This is a genomic window from Ruminococcus flavefaciens, from assembly GCF_900143025.1.
Lineage (GTDB): Bacteria > Bacillota > Clostridia > Oscillospirales > Ruminococcaceae > Ruminococcus > Ruminococcus flavefaciens_I.
Genome location: NZ_FRCT01000009.1, coordinates 92,120 through 107,827, shown reverse-complemented (window position 1 = coordinate 107,827; position 15,708 = coordinate 92,120). Strand labels below are relative to the sequence as shown.

The window sequence follows — 15,708 nt, the reverse complement described above, 5'->3', positions numbered from 1 at the left end:
GGAGAGCCAATGAAAGACGAATTGGATATCCTGTTCAGCAGAGATGAAAGTGATATCGAGGAAATTGTAGAGAATTATCCTGCGGCAGGACAGCAAGAAAAAGAAAAGATATATGACATATGCAAAAGAAAGTATAATAAAGAAAAGTCAAAGGGTGTTGAAGAGTCTGAGAAGGACGGCTATATAAAGCAGGCTGAGGGTGTTGAGGTATATAAGCGTCCTAAGCTTTACCGTATACTCAGTGCGGCTGCTGCACTTGTTATCGTTGCAGGCGGAGTCGGCGGATATGCATTTATGAAAAACAGAAATTCAGCCGAGTTCGGAGCAGGTTCGACTGAAACTACTGAGATAGAGCCGGGAGTGCCGCAGGGACTTATAGACGAGCTGAACGCTATGGCAGATGAAATGCTCAGTAAGCTTGAGAGGCTTGAAGGCTTCCATTATGGCAGAGGAGTCGATACAGCTGATAACTTTAAAGGTTCTATGGTAATAGCGGAAGGTTTAGACAGTGATCAGTCAAGGGAAAAAATTGATTTGAATTATTGCAGGGTAACAGATGAAGAACTGGACAGTGTTGAAGAAATGAGGGCTTTCTGTAAGAGCTTTCTTGTCGGTGAACTGTATTCCGAAAGAATTATTGATGATTTTATGGGTGCAGACGCTGATGAGGAAAATTCAGAATTCAGCAGACATATTGGCGCGTACTTCATTATGTACAATGATAAATTCTACAGCCGCGATATAGCATCGGAGGAGCATAGCTTCTGTCTGACTGAATTCAGCAGGTATGAGCTTATAAGCTCTGAGTTTTATGACGAGAATGAGGAAGGCGAGAGAACGAGCGTGTTCGGTTACGGCAATGATGTTATCAAGTGCGAGCGCGTATACAAAAAGAGCGATGACAGATTAATTCAGATAAACCTTGATTTTGTAAAAGAAGATGACGAAAACGGCGCAGCATGGAAAATAGGCAGCTGGGATATATGTGAAAAGGACAGCGAGGGTACAGTGTGTGCAAGACAGGTATCCCCGAACACATTCGATCCAAAGCTTATTAAGGAAGCTGATGATGACAGCGAGTTTGCAGAGCTTCAGCTTCATGAAATGATAGTACTTCATTCTGACAAAGAGCTTGATGAATACTACGATAAAATCAACAACGCAAAGAAAGAAGGCGTTTATAAATTCAAAAAGGTTGATGTTGATAAGTACGTGGATCAGATACTTGCGGCTAAGAACAGCGATGAACTCAATACACTTGAAAACAAGAGCTTTCTGTATCATATCATGATTAACAGCAGCAGATACTTTGATACAGCAGAGACTAAATATGTTTATCTGGTTAATTATCCTGAAAATCGCTATGAGGGCGAAACTGTTGTTGATAACAGGAATTACTATTCATATTTAGAAGAAAGCGGATATTATCATGACCATTATTCTGAAAGATTGGAAATCTATGATAATAAGGATTATGTAAGTATATCACAGCAGTATAAGAGGTATTTCAAGCGTGAACTTACTGATGAAGAATTATTGATGATGGATTCCTATTTACCCGATAATTACAGAGTAATTTTTAGTGATGATTATGAAGATGGTTATACAACGCCTGCTCTGGAATTCGTAGATTCGTCTGCAATATTGTGTTCACATCAGTTTTCATATACTCTTCTTGCTAATTTTGATGAATGGGAAATTGACGGTATTGAAAAAATACTTGACCGTGACTGCGTACACATTTTCAAGAAGTGTGAATTGGGAAGCACAAATACAGAGTTATGGCTCGATATAAGAACGGGAATATTATTAAAGGGCAAGGAAATATATGAAGACAGTGACGGTGCAGTAGATGAATTTGAGATAACAGAATTAAAGCTCAATGAACCAATTCAGAAAAGAGAGTATGATATAACAGGTTATACAGATACTTCAAATGAAAACTATCAAAATGAAATGGTAGAAGATTAAAAAAATCCCCTTTGCATTATGCAAAGGGGATAACTCTTTTATATATATTTTAGAAGTTCGTTTCTTACACTGTCAAGTCTTGCATCTGCAAGACCGAAGTCCATAGCCTTGTAATTCCAGGCAGCTCTGCCGATGCCGTGCTTTTCAAATACTGCATTGATAGTTTTGTACCATTTTATGGTATCCTCAGGAGAAACCACATCAATACAGCCGTATTCGCCGCAGTAAAGACCTGCGCCAAATTCCTCAGCCTTGGCGATAGCAGTGGAGAAAAGCTGCTCGAAGTACTCCTCGGAGGTCACGCTTTCCTCAAAAGACATACGCTCTTCCTTAACAATAGCATCGGTCCAGTAAGCACCCTGATGAGTGAATTTAAGAGGCTCGTAGCAGTGCATATTGTAGACGATCTTGTCGTCGTAAGGTGCGTCAAGGAACTGAACTGTATCTGCGCTGTTGTTGTGATAGCTTCCTACAAGGATAAGGGTATCTGGAGTGATCTTTCTTATCCTGCCGATACATTCCTTGACTATCCTGTTCCATTTATCAATGAAGCTTGCATCTGTTACCTCGTTGAGAAGCTCAAATGCAACATAAGAACTCAGTGAGCCGTAACGTCTTGCCACCTCTTCCCAGAGACGGTAGAAACGCTCCTGATATTCCGGGTTGTCAAAAAATCCGCTTTCGTTCTCGCCGTAGTAATCAAATGAAAAACCTGCGGTCTTATGAAGATCAAGAATTATGTTAAGATCGTATTTTTTAGCGAATTCAACAGCCTTATCGAGATAGCCGAAGCCCTCGTCGCTGTATGTGCCGTCGTTGTTTTCGATTATATTATAGTCAAAAGGAACGCGTACATGGTCAGCTCCCCATGCTGCGATCACATTGAAGTCATTTTCCTTGATGAAGGTGTCGAGGTGTTTTTTCTCATAGCTGCACTGTGAAAGCCAGCCGCCGAAATTGATACCTTTGTAAAAGCCGTTTATATTTTTCATCTCTCATCGCCTCCTGTATAACAAGTATAGCACATTGAGTATGAAAAATATACTTGTTTTATGTGAAAAATGATAAATTTATGATGTATACAGCGATTTTTGTAATAACCAAACAAAGAGAATAGCGGATATTGTAGCGATCTTGTTGGGATTTACAGATTATCGCTTCAGTGAAAAATATTTATGTATTAGAATATATAATGGAAAAATAAAAAAACCTGCATTCAAAGAATGCAGGCGTGGCGCGGATTGAGAGATTTGAACTCTCGCGCCGGTTTCCCGACCTACTCCCTTAGCAGGGGAGCCCCTTCACCACTTGGGTAAATCCGCAAACCGATGAGCGAGAAAATCGCTGATAAAAAAATTGGCGGAGAGGGTGGGATTCGAACCCACGTGACCGTTAAGTCAAACGGTTTTCAAGACCGCCTCGTTATGACCGCTTCGATACCTCTCCATTTTTGTGTTTTGTTGTTGCCGCTTGAACCAGCTTTTATATTATATCACGATGAGGGGAAGTTGTCAAGAAAAAATCTCAAAAAGTTGCTACAATAAATTCTCGACATTTTTGTTGATATTTAACAATGACATATATTGGCTGCGGTTTTTACTGCATAAAAACCGTGTTTTTTACAATTTCATAGTAATTTTTTCGGGTTTTTCGGAAAATGTACTTTACATATTATTGAAATTAGTGTAAAATAAACTATAGATAATTTTTTGTGAGGTGCTTATATGGAACCAAAGTATAAAAGAGTATTATTAAAGGTCAGCGGCGAAGCTCTCGCAGGCGACAACAAGACTGGTCTTAATTATGATGTAGTTACTGATATATGTAAGAGCATCAAGAAGTGCAGCGATGCAGGCGCTCAGGTAGCAGTTGTAGTAGGCGGCGGTAATTTCTGGAGAGGACGTTCAAGCGGAGCTATGGACAGGACTCGTGCAGACCATATCGGAATGCTTGCAACAACTATGAATGCACTTGCACTTGCAGATGTACTGGAATCTCTCGGCTGTGTTGTAAGAGTACAGACAGCTCTCCAGATGGCAGCTATTGCAGAGCCCTATATCCGCAACAGAGCTGTAAGACATCTTGATAAGGGCAGAATAGTTATATTCGGCTGCGGAACAGGCAACCCCTTCTTCTCGACCGATACAGCAGCTGCTCTCCGTTCTGTTGAGATAGAGGCTGATATACTTCTCAAGGCAACACTTGTTGACGGCGTATATGATAAGGATCCTCACAAGTATGATGATGCAAAGAAATATGATACCCTTACTTTCTCACAGGTGATAGGAGAAGAGCTTGGTGTAATGGACAGTACATCAGCTGCTCTCTGCCGTGATTACAATATGAAGATGCTGGTATTTGATCTTAGCCGTCCCGATAATATATATGATGCCGTTATGGGCAAGAATATAGGTACAGTTGTATCCGAAAACTGATTAAAGACAACTTATTACTGAAAGGAATGTTATACAATGAAAGAACAGCTTAATCTCGCTAAGGAAAAGATGAACAAGAGCCTTAATGCTCTCGGAAATGAATTTGCAGCTATCCGTGCAGGAAGAGCAAATCCGGGAGTTCTCGATAAGGTAATGGTAGATTACTACGGAGCAGCTACACCTGTAAACCAGATGGCAGCAGTATCTGTATCAGAGGCAAGAATACTCGTTATCCAGCCATGGGACAAGTCAACACTGAAGCTTATCGAAAAGGCTATACAGGCATCTGATATCGGTATCCAGCCTGTAAACGACGGCAACGTTATCCGTCTTGCTTTCCCTCAGCTCACTGAGGATCGCCGTAAGGAGCTCTGCAAGAGCATCAAGAAGTACGGTGAGGAGTGTAAGGTAACAGTACGCTCTATCAGACGTGATACTATGGAAAAGTACAAGGCTATGAAGAAGAATTCAGAGATTACTGAGGACGATCTCAAGGACTGCGAGAAGAAGGTACAGGATCTTACAGACAAGATGTGTGCTGACGTAGATAAAATGGTCGCTGACAAAGAAAAAGAGATCATGACAGTTTAATTGGTGAAATATGGCATTATTCGGAAAAAAAGATAAACCCGAGCTTACGCTGCCCGAGAAGCTTCCCGAGCACGTAGGCTTTATCATGGACGGAAACGGCAGATGGGCTAAGAAGCGTGGTCTGCCCCGTTCCTTCGGTCATCGTGAGGGTGCGAAGAACTTCAAGAAGATAGTCCGCTACTGCAAGGACATCGGACTGAAGAACATCAGCTTCTATGCTTTTTCGACAGAGAACTGGCAGCGTCCTTCCGATGAAGTAAATACTATCATGGAGCTTTTTCGTGATTATATCGTTGATGTAAGAAACTTCCTCAGCGAAAATACACGAATGGTCTTTCTCGGTGACAAGAGTGCCTTTGACGAGGACTTGCAGGAGAAGATGATAAAACTGGAGGAGGATACTGCTCATTATGACGAGATGACTCTGATGATGGCAGTAAATTACGGCGGACGCGACGAGATAGCTCACGCTGCAAGGATACTTGCACAGAAGGCTGTAAACGGCGAGATACGTCCCGAGGATATCAGCGAGCAGTCTGTAGCAAATGAGCTTTACACAAAGGGAATACCCGATGTAGACCTTGTTATACGTCCCAGCGGCGAGTACAGACTTTCAAATTATCTTATCTGGCAGTGCGCCTATGCGGAGTATTATTTCACAGACATTCTCTGGCCTGATTTTACTCCTGCCGAGCTTGACAAGGCTCTCATAGAATTCGGGAACAGACACCGCCGTTTCGGAGGTGTGTGATGCTTACACGTATAATTTCGGGAGCTGTAGGCGTTGTTCTTATCGGTATCGTGCTTTTCTTTCATGATACTATTGTGCTGCCCATAGCAGTTGCTGCAATTATCGCAGTAATGCTCTTCGAGCTTCTGCGTGCAGTAAAGCTCCACAAGTGTATGCCGATACTTCTTGCAGCGGAAGCAGCAGGAGTATCAGTGCCGCTTATATATTATCTCACAAGTATAGATAAGGTGATATACGATTATACTGTTGCGGGTATACAGGGCGATGCTGAATTTTATTCTGCATCGGTATCTGAAGTGAACCGCATATTTCAGTTCGTTATAGTTCTTGCTGCGGCTTTTGTTATTTTTATCACTTGGCTGAAAAAGCACAAGGAGATACGTTATGAGCAGGTGTTCTTCGTACTTGCGGTAATGATACTTGTACCACAGGCTATGAGCACTATGGTCCGCATCGAGCGTTATGACTCACAGAGTGGACTTTTCCTGCTCATTATGGGACTCTGCGGTGCATGGATAGCAGATACGGGAGCATACTTTACAGGTGTTGCCATAGGCAAGCATAAGCTCTGCCCCGAGATAAGCCCAAAGAAAACTATCGAGGGACTTGTGGGCGGTATCCTTACAACTGCTATAGCTTATGCAGTTGCATTTTCCTGTTATTACGGCTTTACCGGAAAGAGAGCCGCAGTTGCCTTCATAACAGGTGCGGTATGTGCTGTTATAGGTACTGTAGGAGACCTTTCTGCATCAATGGTAAAGCGTCAGATAGGCTTTAAGGACTACGGCAAGATAATGCCTGGACACGGCGGACTTATGGATCGCTTTGACAGCGTTCTTTTCGTGCTGCCTACATTTTACGTATTCATCACCTTATTTGGTGTACAGTGATATTGCTGAAACGGACTATTCACGAATAGTCCCTTTCGCATTTTATAGTGAATTTTATCATAAAATCTTACGGGAAGATATTTCCGTGAAAAGGGGAATAGACAATGGAAAAAACTGTGTCGATACTTGGCTCTACAGGTTCCATAGGTACGCAGTCCCTTGAGGTCTGCGAAAAGCATGGCATAAAGGTGGCAGCGCTTGCAGCTCACAGCAGCATCGAGGCTCTTGAGCAGCAGATAAGGAAATTCCGCCCTCAGTATGCCTGCATATATAACGATGCTAAGTACAGCGACCTTAAAAGCCGTATTTCCGATATGGACGTAAAGCTGTATTCGGGAATGGAAGGACTTTGCACACTTGCTTCACTGAAAGAGGCTGATATCGTCCTCAATTCTGTTGTGGGCATGGTCGGACTTCTTCCTACGCTTACGGCTATAGATGCGGGAAAAGACCTTGCTCTTGCCAACAAGGAGACCCTTGTTGCAGGCGGTGAGCTGGTAATGAAGGCAGCTGCCGACAGAGGAGTTAGGATATATCCCGTGGACAGTGAACATTCCGCTATATTCCAGTGTCTACAGGGAAATAAGCGTTCACAGCTGAGCAAGATAATACTTACAGCCTCAGGCGGACCGTTTTTTGGAAGAAGCTATGACGAGCTGAAAAAGGTCACAAAGGCACAGGCGCTTCATCACCCTAACTGGGACATGGGCAATAAAATAACTATCGACTCTGCTACACTTATGAACAAGGGACTGGAATTCATCGAGGCAAAATGGCTTTTTGACCTTACTCCTGAGCAGATAGAGATAGTTGTTCACCGTCAGAGCGTTGTTCATTCTGCGGTGGAGTACAACGATTATTCCGTTATTGCACAGCTTGGCGTCCCTGATATGAAAATACCGATACAGTATGCTCTCCTTTATCCCGACAGAATGTCCTGCCCTACAGGAAGGCTTTCACTCACAGATTACGGAAAGCTCACCTTTGAAAAGCCTGATTATGACACCTTCAAGTGTCTTTCGGCTGCGATTGAAGCAATAAAAAGAGGCGGAGCTTATCCCTGCCTTGTAAATTCCGCAAACGAGGAGGCTGTAAGGGCTTTCCTCAATGATGAGATAAAATTCATAGACATAGGCGAGATAGTATCGTCGGTGCTTGACAATTTCCCAATATCAGATATCAGAAGCTATGAAGATGTCATGGCAGCAGACAAGGCTGCAAGAGCATTTGTAAGAGAGCGTATTACAGCTGAAAATGCTCTCGTTTGAGAAAGGAACATACTATGGGTATTGTAATTGCAATTATTATTTTCGGCTTGATAGTTACCGTGCATGAGTTCGGACACTTTATTTGTGCCAAGCTCAGCGGTATAAAGGTACTGGAATTCTCGGTGGGTATGGGACCTAAGCTGCTTCAGAAGCAGAAGGGCGAGACAAAGTACTCCCTGAGACTTCTTCCGCTGGGCGGTTACTGTGCTATGGAGGGTGAGGACGCTACCAACAGCGATCCGCGAAGCTTCCGAAATGCAAAGCTCTGGAAAAGAATGGTAGTCCTTGTTGCAGGTGCCGGAATGAACTTTGTTCTGGGTTTTGTTGCTATCATGATCTATGTTTGCATGATGGACGGCGTTCCTACAACAACTGTAAAGGATTTTTCAAGGACAGAGGAAAACGGCGTCACTACCTATTATGCCGAAAGCTATGATACAGGTCTGGAAAAGGGCGATAAGATCGTTTCTATCGACGGTACGAATATATACAGCTTTCTTGACTTCAACTATGTTTTTTACAATATGCATGAGCATGAAGGACATGAAGTAATAGTAAAGCGAAACGGCGAAAAAATAAAGCTTGATGATGTATCATTCGGCGTTAAGGACGCCAATAGAAAATTCGTGGATTTTGCGATAATATACAAGAATAAAAATCCTCTTACAGTTCTTCAGGGCACAGGCGGACAATTTATGTCCATGACCCATATTATCGGTCTTTCCCTGAAGCAGCTGGTTTCTGGCGAAGTTGAGAAGGAAGAGGTCTCGGGACCTGTAGGCGTAGTTTCAACTATCAACAAGACTGCAAAGGAGTCTGAAAACGTAAAGGACGGAATAATGAATCTTCTCTATATGATGTCCCTGATCTCCATAAATGTTGGTATTTTCAACCTTCTGCCTATCCCTGGACTTGACGGCGGCAGACTTCTCTTCTGCTTCATCGAGCTTGTACGCCGCAAGCCTATCAAGCCCGAGCACGAAGGATATGTTCACCTTGCAGGAATGGTGCTCCTTTTCGGTATTATGATATTTGCAACATATAACGACATAGTTACCCTTATAAAGGGAGGTAAAAATGGCTGACGTATGCCTTCTCGGTACAGGAGGAATGCTGCCGTTGAAGGATCGTTTTCTTACCAGCCTTTATGTTGAATATAACGGAAAAGCTGTGCTTATAGACTGCGGCGAGGGCACACAGGTAGCTGTTGCGAAGCACGGCTTGAAAATGAGCAAGATAGAGCTTATTCTCTTTACTCACTGTCATGCGGATCATGTTATGGGACTTACGGGACTTCTTTTGTCTGTCGGCAACTGTTCACGTACAGCCCCTCTTGATATTGCGGCTCCCATAAGTTGTATCGGCGTACTTGAAAAGCTTGTTAGCATATGCGGCGGACTGCCCTATGAGGTGCGTCTGCACGGTATTCCCGAGGACAGACCGTATGAGTTTACTGCTGATATGATAGATCCTATGCTGACGGTAAGGACTTTGCCACTTTCTCACAGAGTAAGCTGTATGGGCTATAGTTTGATACTGGACAAAAAGCCTGTATTTCTCCCCGACAAGGCAAAGGAACTCGATATTCCCATTGAGTATTGGAAAAGGCTTCACAGCGGTGAAAGCGTTACTTTAAGTGACGGAAGAAATGTTTCTCCCGAGGTTGTAACAGGTGAGAAGAAGCCGCCGCTGAAAATAACATATACTACTGATACACTGCCCATAGACGGGATAGTCGGATTTGCAGAGGGTTCAGACCTTTTTGTATGTGAGGGTATGTACGGACTTTCCGAAAAGAAGGAGTCCATGAACGAAAAGCGTCATATGCTCATGCAGGACGCCTGCAATATAGCTAAAAAGGCAGGAGTAAAGCGGCTATGGCTCACACATTATAGCCCTGCCGAAAAAGAGCCTTCCTTGTATGCTGATGAGCTTGAACAAATATTTCCTGATACCGTCATATCTGCTGACGGTGAAAAGATCACATTGTAAATTATCTTATGGAGGAATACTATGAGAAATGTCAGACCTGTAAAGGTAGGGGACTGCGTCCTCGACGGAAAACATATATATATACAGTCAATGCTGAATATGCGCTCGGACGATATCGAGGGCAGTGTAAAGCAGGCTGTTGAGCTTGAAAAGGCAGGCTGTGAGATAATTCGTGCAGCCATTCCGAATATGGAGGCTGTAAAGCTTATACCTGCTATCAAGGAGGCTGTGCGCATACCTCTTGTAGCTGATATACATTTTGATTACAAGCTTGCACTTGAATCCGCAGCCGCAGGTGTTGACAAGATACGTATAAATCCGGGAAATATCGGCGGAATGGACAGGGTAAAGGCTGTAGTAGAAGCCTGCCGCAGCAGAAATATCCCAATACGCATAGGCGTAAACTCAGGTTCACTTGAAAAGGAGATACTTGCGAAATACGGTTCTCCTACTCCAGAGGCACTTGTTGAGAGCGCAATGACGCACGCAGCTATGCTGGAGCATTTCGACTTTAACGATATCGTTATTTCCATAAAGTCTTCAGACGTAAATAAGATGATAGCTTCCTACAGGCTTGCTGCTCAGACGTGCAGCTATCCTCTCCACCTCGGAGTTACGGAGGCAGGCACGGAGCGCATGGGGCTTATCAAGTCTGCTATCGGTATAGGTTCGCTCCTCTGCGACGGCATAGGTGAGACTATCCGTGTATCCCTTACCGATGATCCTATCCGTGAGATAGCAGCCGCTAAGGATATCCTCAAAAGTATCGGCAAGCGCGGTGGAGTAAGGATAGTTTCATGTCCTACTTGTGGAAGGACCCGTATCGACCTTGTCAAGGCAGCTAAAATGGTGGAGGAAGCCGTTAAGGATATGGACAAGGATATAACAGTTGCAGTTATGGGCTGTATCGTAAACGGTCCCGGAGAAGCCCGTGAAGCCGATGTGGGAATAGCAGGCGGTGACGGCTGTGCTATCATATTCAAAAAGGACGGTACTCAGCGTAAGATAAGTGAAGAGGATATAGTTCCCGAGCTTCTTGCAGAGATAGACAAGCTCTGATAAGTTTTTAATTGCTCAGCTAAACGGAGGAGTAGTCATGGAATACACAAAGGAAAAAGAACAGGAATACTACAATAAAAAGCTGATAAATGAGACCATGAAGGAAGAGATAAAAAAGCCCCATAAGTTTGATTGGAAAGACTCTTTTTTATCTTTTTTAGGACTTGTTTTAGGATTTATAGTAACAGATATCATAGGATTGGAAGAACTTATTGGTAATAAATTACTTAGATATACAGCTGAAATTTTCATTTTAGTTGTTGGGATCACTGTAGTTAATGTGATCGCTATAGGTTTAAAAAAGGCTTTCAACAAAAGTGAGTAACGTAATAACTATGGGGCAGATGATATCCGCCCCCTGTTGAATTTAAAAAAAGGACGTTGACCAATGCAGATAAAGATATCCGAATTTCTCAAGGACTATGAAATTGAATTGCCTGAAAGTATACTCGGCGGCGAGATATTCAAGCTGACTTACAGCGAAAATCTCGAAAGAATACGTTTTCATGCGCATTTCGGAGAAATTGTGCCCGGTGATGATATCTTCGGGTTTGAAAAGGCTGTGGAAACAGCTATAAAGGTGGAGCAGGTGAGACTTGCTCCTCGTTATCCGTCTGAGAAATTCGGTATGGATTGCTACGGCGAGCTGTTGAAGCTCCTGAAACGCGATATCCCTGTAGTAAACGGCTTTCTCGATGATGCGGAGGTCACTCTCGGCAACGGAGAGCTCCGAATAAAGATAGTACACGGCGGCAGGGATATCCTTGAAAGATATAACTTCTGCCTTAGTTTTTCACGAATGATATATAATCAGTTCGGCGTGAGGGTAAAGGTAGTTCTTGACGGTGAGAGCAACGTCAGCGCACAGCAGTTCGATGAGATGATAGAGCGTATCGAAGCTGATATGCCCGATTACAGCAGTCAGCTCATTCCCGATAAGACTCCCGACGAGATAAGGGCTGAGGAGATGAAGTCGGTCATTCCGACTATGACCCTTGACGTTACCGCACTTGACAAGGATTTCGATGCAGAGTCTGCAGAGATAGTCAAGGGCAAGGCTATACGCGAAAAGCCTGTTCCCATATGTGATGCGGTACAGCAGCTCGGCGAAAGAGTTGTAGTAGTCGGCGATGTATTTGCCTCCGAGCTCAAAGAGGTGCGCAACGAAAAGACTGTAGTTACATACGATATCACCGATTACAGCGGCTCTCTCAAGGTAAAGATATTTGCCAAGAATGAAGAGGTAGAGGAGCTGAAGCTGGGCTCTATAAAAAGCGGTGCGACTCTGCTTGTTTCGGGTAAGCTGGATTACGATTCCTACGCAAGGGATATCGTTATATCCGCAAATTCCCTCATCAAGGTAAAGCGCATACCAAAAATGGACAACTATCCCGAAAAACGTGTCGAACTACACTGCCACAGCAATATGTCCGCTATGGACGCAGTTACCGACCCTGTTACTCTTATAAACAGAGCCGCAAGCTGGGGACATCAGGCTATGGCGATAACCGACCACGGCAACGTGCAGGCTTTCCCTGACTGTATGTATAATATGCCTAAGAACTTCAAGGTAATATATGGCATGGAAGCCTATGTTGTAAACGATATCGAGCGCGACATGGTGGTTTACGGTGATGATGACCGTTCCTTTGATGATGAGATAATAATATTCGATGTTGAGACTACAGGTCTCAGCTTCCGCAATGACAGACTGACCGAGATAGGTGCTGTAAAGCTGAAAAATCTTCAGGTCGTTGACAGCTTCAATACTAAAGTAAATCCGGGATTTCATATTCCGGAGAGGATAACAGAGCTTACAGGCATAAGTGATGCTGATGTGGCAAATGCTCCCGATGAAGCAGAGGCACTCCGTATGTTCATGGAGTTCTGCGGAGATAATCCCGTACTTGTTGCTCATAACGCCCGTTATGATACCAACATGATAAATCAGGTGAAGAAACGTCAGAACATAGACTTTCCGTATACATGGGTGGATACCCTTGTTATGTGCCAGTCTATGCTTCCGGAAATGGGACGACATAAGCTCAATCTTGTGGCTAAGCAGCTGAAATTAGGAAAGTTCGATCATCACAGAGCCTCCGACGATGCGCTGATGCTTGCCAAAATATATATCGAGCTTATCGGCAGACTTAAAAGCGAAAGAAGCTTTAAGTCTATACAGCAGCTTAATATACTTGTTGACGAAATAGAGACAAAGAAGCTGAAAAGCTATCATTTTATAATCCTTGTCCGCAATCAGGCAGGACTTAAAAATCTCTACAGGCTCGTTTCGCTCAGTAACCTTGAGTTCTTCTATAAAAAGCCGCTCATACCCAAATCAAGGCTCATAGAGCATCGTGAAGGACTTATCTACGGAAGTGCCTGCGAGGCAGGCGAGATATTCCAGGCGATGTTGGATATACGCGATCAGGACTATATCGACAACCTTGCAAGGTTTTACGATTATCTTGAAATACAGCCAATAGGCAACAATGCTTTCATGGTACGTGACGGTGTTGCAAAGGACGATGATGAGCTTCGTGAGTTCAATAAATACATCGTTGATATGGGCGACAGACTCGGACTTCCTACCTGTGCTACCTGCGATGTTCATTTCATCGACCCAAAGGACGCTATCTACCGTAAGATAATTCTTGCCAGCATGGGCTTCAAGGACGCAGAGGAGCAGGCTCCGCTGTATCTCAGGACTACCGAGGAGATGATGGCGGAATTTGAATATCTCGGTGAGGATAAGGCAAAGGAAGTAGTCATCACAAATACCAATGCCATTGCCGACCAGATAGAGGTAGTCAGACCTATACCAAAGGGCACGTTCACTCCGACTATCGAAGGAGCGGAGGAGGAGCTCGTTAAGATAACCCATGACAAGGCGCATGAGATATACGGCGATCCGCTTCCCGAGCTTGTTGATAAGAGACTTGACCGTGAGCTTTCATCAATTATCAAGCATGGTTTCTCGGTGCTTTACATTATCGCTCAGAAGCTTGTTTGGAACTCAGTTGATAACGGCTATCTTGTTGGTTCGAGAGGTTCTGTTGGTTCGTCCTTTGTGGCATCAATGGCCGGAATCTCGGAGGTTAATCCGCTTCCGCCCCATTATGTCTGCCCTAACTGCAAGCACAGCGAGTTCCTGCTGGACGGTGTATACGGCTCAGGCTTCGACCTGCCGCCTAAGAAGTGTCCCGACTGCGGAAAGGACATGAACCGTGACGGACACGATATCCCCTTCGAGACTTTCCTGGGCTTCGACGGTGATAAAGCTCCTGATATCGACCTTAACTTTTCCGATGAATACCAGTTCTGGGCTCATCGCTATACGGAGAAGCTTTTCGGAAAATCAAACGTTTTCAAGGCAGGTACTATATCCGTAGTTGCGGAAAAGACTGCCTACGGCTACGTAAAGAAATACTGCGAGGAGAACGGCATAACTCTTAATAATGCCGAAATGAGCCGTCTTGCTATCGGCTGTACAGGCATCAAGAGGACAACGGGTCAGCACCCGGGCGGAATGGTTGTTGTACCGTCTGATTATGATGTTTACGACTTCACTCCCGTTCAGCACCCTGCCGATACTGCCGACTCCGAGATCATAACGACTCACTTTACATTCAACTCCCTCCATGATACCATATTGAAGCTTGACGAGCTGGGACACGTTGTACCTACTCTCTACAAGCATCTTGAAGACCTTACGGGCATAAAGATAAAGGATGTTCCCACATCTGACCCCGATGTTATTCGTATGTGTACCAACTGCGATGTGCTGGGTGTAACTCCCGAGGAGATATACTGCAAGACAGGAAGCCTCGGCATACCTGAAATGGGTACAGGCTTTACAATACAGATGCTTCTGGACGCAAAGCCCACCAAGTTCAGCGACTTTTTACAGATCTCGGGACTTTCCCACGGTACCGACGTTTGGCTGGGAAATGCTAAGGACCTTATCGACAACGGCGTATGTACCATTTCAGACGTTATCGGTACGCGTGACTCTATTATGACATACCTTTTGTATAAAGGGGTAGAGCCGAAAATGGCTTTCCAGATAATGGAGTGGACACGTAAGGGAAAAGCTCCCAAGCAGTTTACACCTGAGATAATACAGATGCTCCGCGACCACAACGTACCCGAATGGTACATCGAAAGCTGTCTGAAGATAAAGTATATGTTCCCGAAGGCTCATGCTGCGGCTTACGTTATCGCGGCGATAAAGCTGGGCTGGTTCAAGCTGCATATGCCGCTGGAATACTATGCCACATACTTCTCGGTCCGCGGTGAGGACTTCGATGCAGAGCTTGCCATAAAGGGCAAGGCAGCTGTACGTGCAAAGATCGAGGAGATAAAGGCTCTCGGAAACGACAAGACCAACAAAGACAGTGCTCTGTACGATATCCTGCTCATTACAAATGAGATGATGTCGAGAGGATATGAGTTCCTGCCCATTGATCTTTTCAAATCACACGCGACGGATTATCTTGTTGAGGACGGCAAGCTTAGAATACCGTTTTCTGCAATGAGCGGTGTCGGTGACAACGCTGCGAAGGGTATTTATGAGGCTGTTCAGAAGGGCGGATTTATGTCCATTGAGGAGTTCCAGTCCGAGAGCGGAGCGTCAAAAACAACAATAGATATGTTGAAAACCATAGGCGCGTTTGGTGATTTACCCGAATCCACACAAATGTCGTTCTTTTGACTTGACTTTCTTTTAGTAATATGTTATCATATTATCA

12 protein-coding genes and 2 tRNA genes are annotated in these 15,708 nt (G+C 44.2%); 11 read left to right on the top strand and 3 right to left on the bottom strand.

The features are described from left to right. Positions 1–9 precede the first annotated feature (9 nt). On the top strand, positions 10–1,971 hold the full coding sequence (locus BUB28_RS10665; RefSeq protein WP_072951322.1) for a hypothetical protein: 1,962 nt from the start codon (positions 10–12) through the stop codon (positions 1,969–1,971). Between the two features lie 38 nt (positions 1,972–2,009). Here BUB28_RS10665 and BUB28_RS10660 read toward each other — a convergent pair whose 3' ends face one another. The 3 genes from BUB28_RS10660 to BUB28_RS10650 form a co-directional block, all read right to left on the bottom strand. After that, on the bottom strand, positions 2,010–2,963 hold the full coding sequence (locus tag BUB28_RS10660) for a glycoside hydrolase family 5 protein (RefSeq protein ID WP_072951320.1): 954 nt from the start codon (positions 2,961–2,963) through the stop codon (positions 2,010–2,012). A gap of 240 nt (positions 2,964–3,203) precedes the next feature. Further along, positions 3,204–3,293: transfer RNA gene (locus tag BUB28_RS10655), tRNA-Ser, on the bottom strand. Between the two features lie 35 nt (positions 3,294–3,328). Further along, positions 3,329–3,417 (bottom strand) — tRNA-Ser (locus tag BUB28_RS10650). A gap of 278 nt (positions 3,418–3,695) precedes the next feature. Between BUB28_RS10650 and pyrH the strand changes: the two genes are divergently transcribed. The 10 genes from pyrH (at position 3,696) to BUB28_RS10600 (ending at position 15,671) form a co-directional block, all read left to right on the top strand. Next, positions 3,696–4,406, top strand: a complete 711-nt coding sequence (gene pyrH, locus BUB28_RS10645; RefSeq protein WP_072951318.1) for a UMP kinase — start codon at positions 3,696–3,698, stop codon at positions 4,404–4,406. 36 nt (positions 4,407–4,442) lie between these two features. Beyond that, positions 4,443–4,997 carry a ribosome recycling factor gene (frr, locus tag BUB28_RS10640; protein ID WP_072951316.1) on the top strand — a complete coding sequence of 185 codons (555 nt, stop codon included), beginning with the start codon at positions 4,443–4,445 and terminating at the stop codon, positions 4,995–4,997. Positions 4,998–5,007: 10 nt separating this feature from the next. Continuing rightward, positions 5,008–5,748 carry a polyprenyl diphosphate synthase gene (gene uppS / locus BUB28_RS10635; RefSeq protein ID WP_072951314.1) on the top strand — a complete coding sequence of 247 codons (741 nt, stop codon included), beginning with the start codon at positions 5,008–5,010 and terminating at the stop codon, positions 5,746–5,748. Beyond that, positions 5,748–6,638, top strand: coding sequence for a phosphatidate cytidylyltransferase (locus tag BUB28_RS10630; RefSeq protein WP_072951312.1), 891 nt, complete (start codon positions 5,748–5,750; stop codon positions 6,636–6,638). The genes uppS and BUB28_RS10630 overlap by 1 nt, the downstream gene beginning before the upstream one ends. A gap of 104 nt (positions 6,639–6,742) precedes the next feature. After that, positions 6,743–7,906 (top strand): 1-deoxy-D-xylulose-5-phosphate reductoisomerase, encoded by a 1,164-nt coding sequence (locus tag BUB28_RS10625; protein WP_072951311.1) that lies wholly within the window; start codon positions 6,743–6,745, stop codon positions 7,904–7,906. Between the two features lie 14 nt (positions 7,907–7,920). Next, the gene (locus tag BUB28_RS10620; protein ID WP_072951309.1) at positions 7,921–8,991 is read left to right on the top strand and encodes a M50 family metallopeptidase; all 1,071 of its coding nucleotides are present in this window, start codon (positions 7,921–7,923) and stop codon (positions 8,989–8,991) included. Beyond that, a complete protein-coding gene (locus BUB28_RS10615) occupies positions 8,984–9,898 on the top strand; it encodes a ribonuclease Z (RefSeq protein WP_072951307.1) in 915 nt (304 codons plus the stop codon). The genes BUB28_RS10620 and BUB28_RS10615 overlap by 8 nt, the downstream gene beginning before the upstream one ends. Positions 9,899–9,919: 21 nt before the next feature. Continuing rightward, entirely contained in the window at positions 9,920–10,957 is a 1,038-nt protein-coding gene (gene ispG / locus BUB28_RS10610) for a flavodoxin-dependent (E)-4-hydroxy-3-methylbut-2-enyl-diphosphate synthase (protein WP_072951306.1), read from the top strand. A 37-nt stretch (positions 10,958–10,994) separates the two neighbouring features. After that, positions 10,995–11,282, top strand: a complete 288-nt coding sequence (locus tag BUB28_RS10605; RefSeq protein WP_028516498.1) for a hypothetical protein — start codon at positions 10,995–10,997, stop codon at positions 11,280–11,282. A 63-nt stretch (positions 11,283–11,345) separates the two neighbouring features. Next, positions 11,346–15,671, top strand: coding sequence for a PolC-type DNA polymerase III (locus BUB28_RS10600; RefSeq protein ID WP_072951304.1), 4,326 nt, complete (start codon positions 11,346–11,348; stop codon positions 15,669–15,671). The last annotated feature ends 37 nt before the right edge of the window (positions 15,672–15,708 follow it).

Bases quoted from the DNA above. Each gene is read 5' to 3' on its own strand.
- BUB28_RS10620 (WP_072951309.1), top strand. From the start codon at position 7,921: ATGGGTATTGTAATTGCAATTATTATTTTCGGCTTGATAGTTACCGTG.
- BUB28_RS10625 (WP_072951311.1), top strand. From the start codon at position 6,743: ATGGAAAAAACTGTGTCGATACTTGGCTCTACAGGTTCCATAGGTACG.
- BUB28_RS10630 (WP_072951312.1), top strand. From the start codon at position 5,748: ATGCTTACACGTATAATTTCGGGAGCTGTAGGCGTTGTTCTTATCGGT.
- ispG (WP_072951306.1), top strand. From the start codon at position 9,920: ATGAGAAATGTCAGACCTGTAAAGGTAGGGGACTGCGTCCTCGACGGA.
- BUB28_RS10600 (WP_072951304.1), top strand. From the start codon at position 11,346: ATGCAGATAAAGATATCCGAATTTCTCAAGGACTATGAAATTGAATTG.
- uppS (WP_072951314.1), top strand. From the start codon at position 5,008: ATGGCATTATTCGGAAAAAAAGATAAACCCGAGCTTACGCTGCCCGAG.
- BUB28_RS10660 (WP_072951320.1), bottom strand. From the start codon at position 2,963: ATGAAAAATATAAACGGCTTTTACAAAGGTATCAATTTCGGCGGCTGG.
- BUB28_RS10605 (WP_028516498.1), top strand. From the start codon at position 10,995: ATGGAATACACAAAGGAAAAAGAACAGGAATACTACAATAAAAAGCTG.
- pyrH (WP_072951318.1), top strand. From the start codon at position 3,696: ATGGAACCAAAGTATAAAAGAGTATTATTAAAGGTCAGCGGCGAAGCT.
- BUB28_RS10665 (WP_072951322.1), top strand. From the start codon at position 10: ATGAAAGACGAATTGGATATCCTGTTCAGCAGAGATGAAAGTGATATC.
- frr (WP_072951316.1), top strand. From the start codon at position 4,443: ATGAAAGAACAGCTTAATCTCGCTAAGGAAAAGATGAACAAGAGCCTT.
- BUB28_RS10615 (WP_072951307.1), top strand. From the start codon at position 8,984: ATGGCTGACGTATGCCTTCTCGGTACAGGAGGAATGCTGCCGTTGAAG.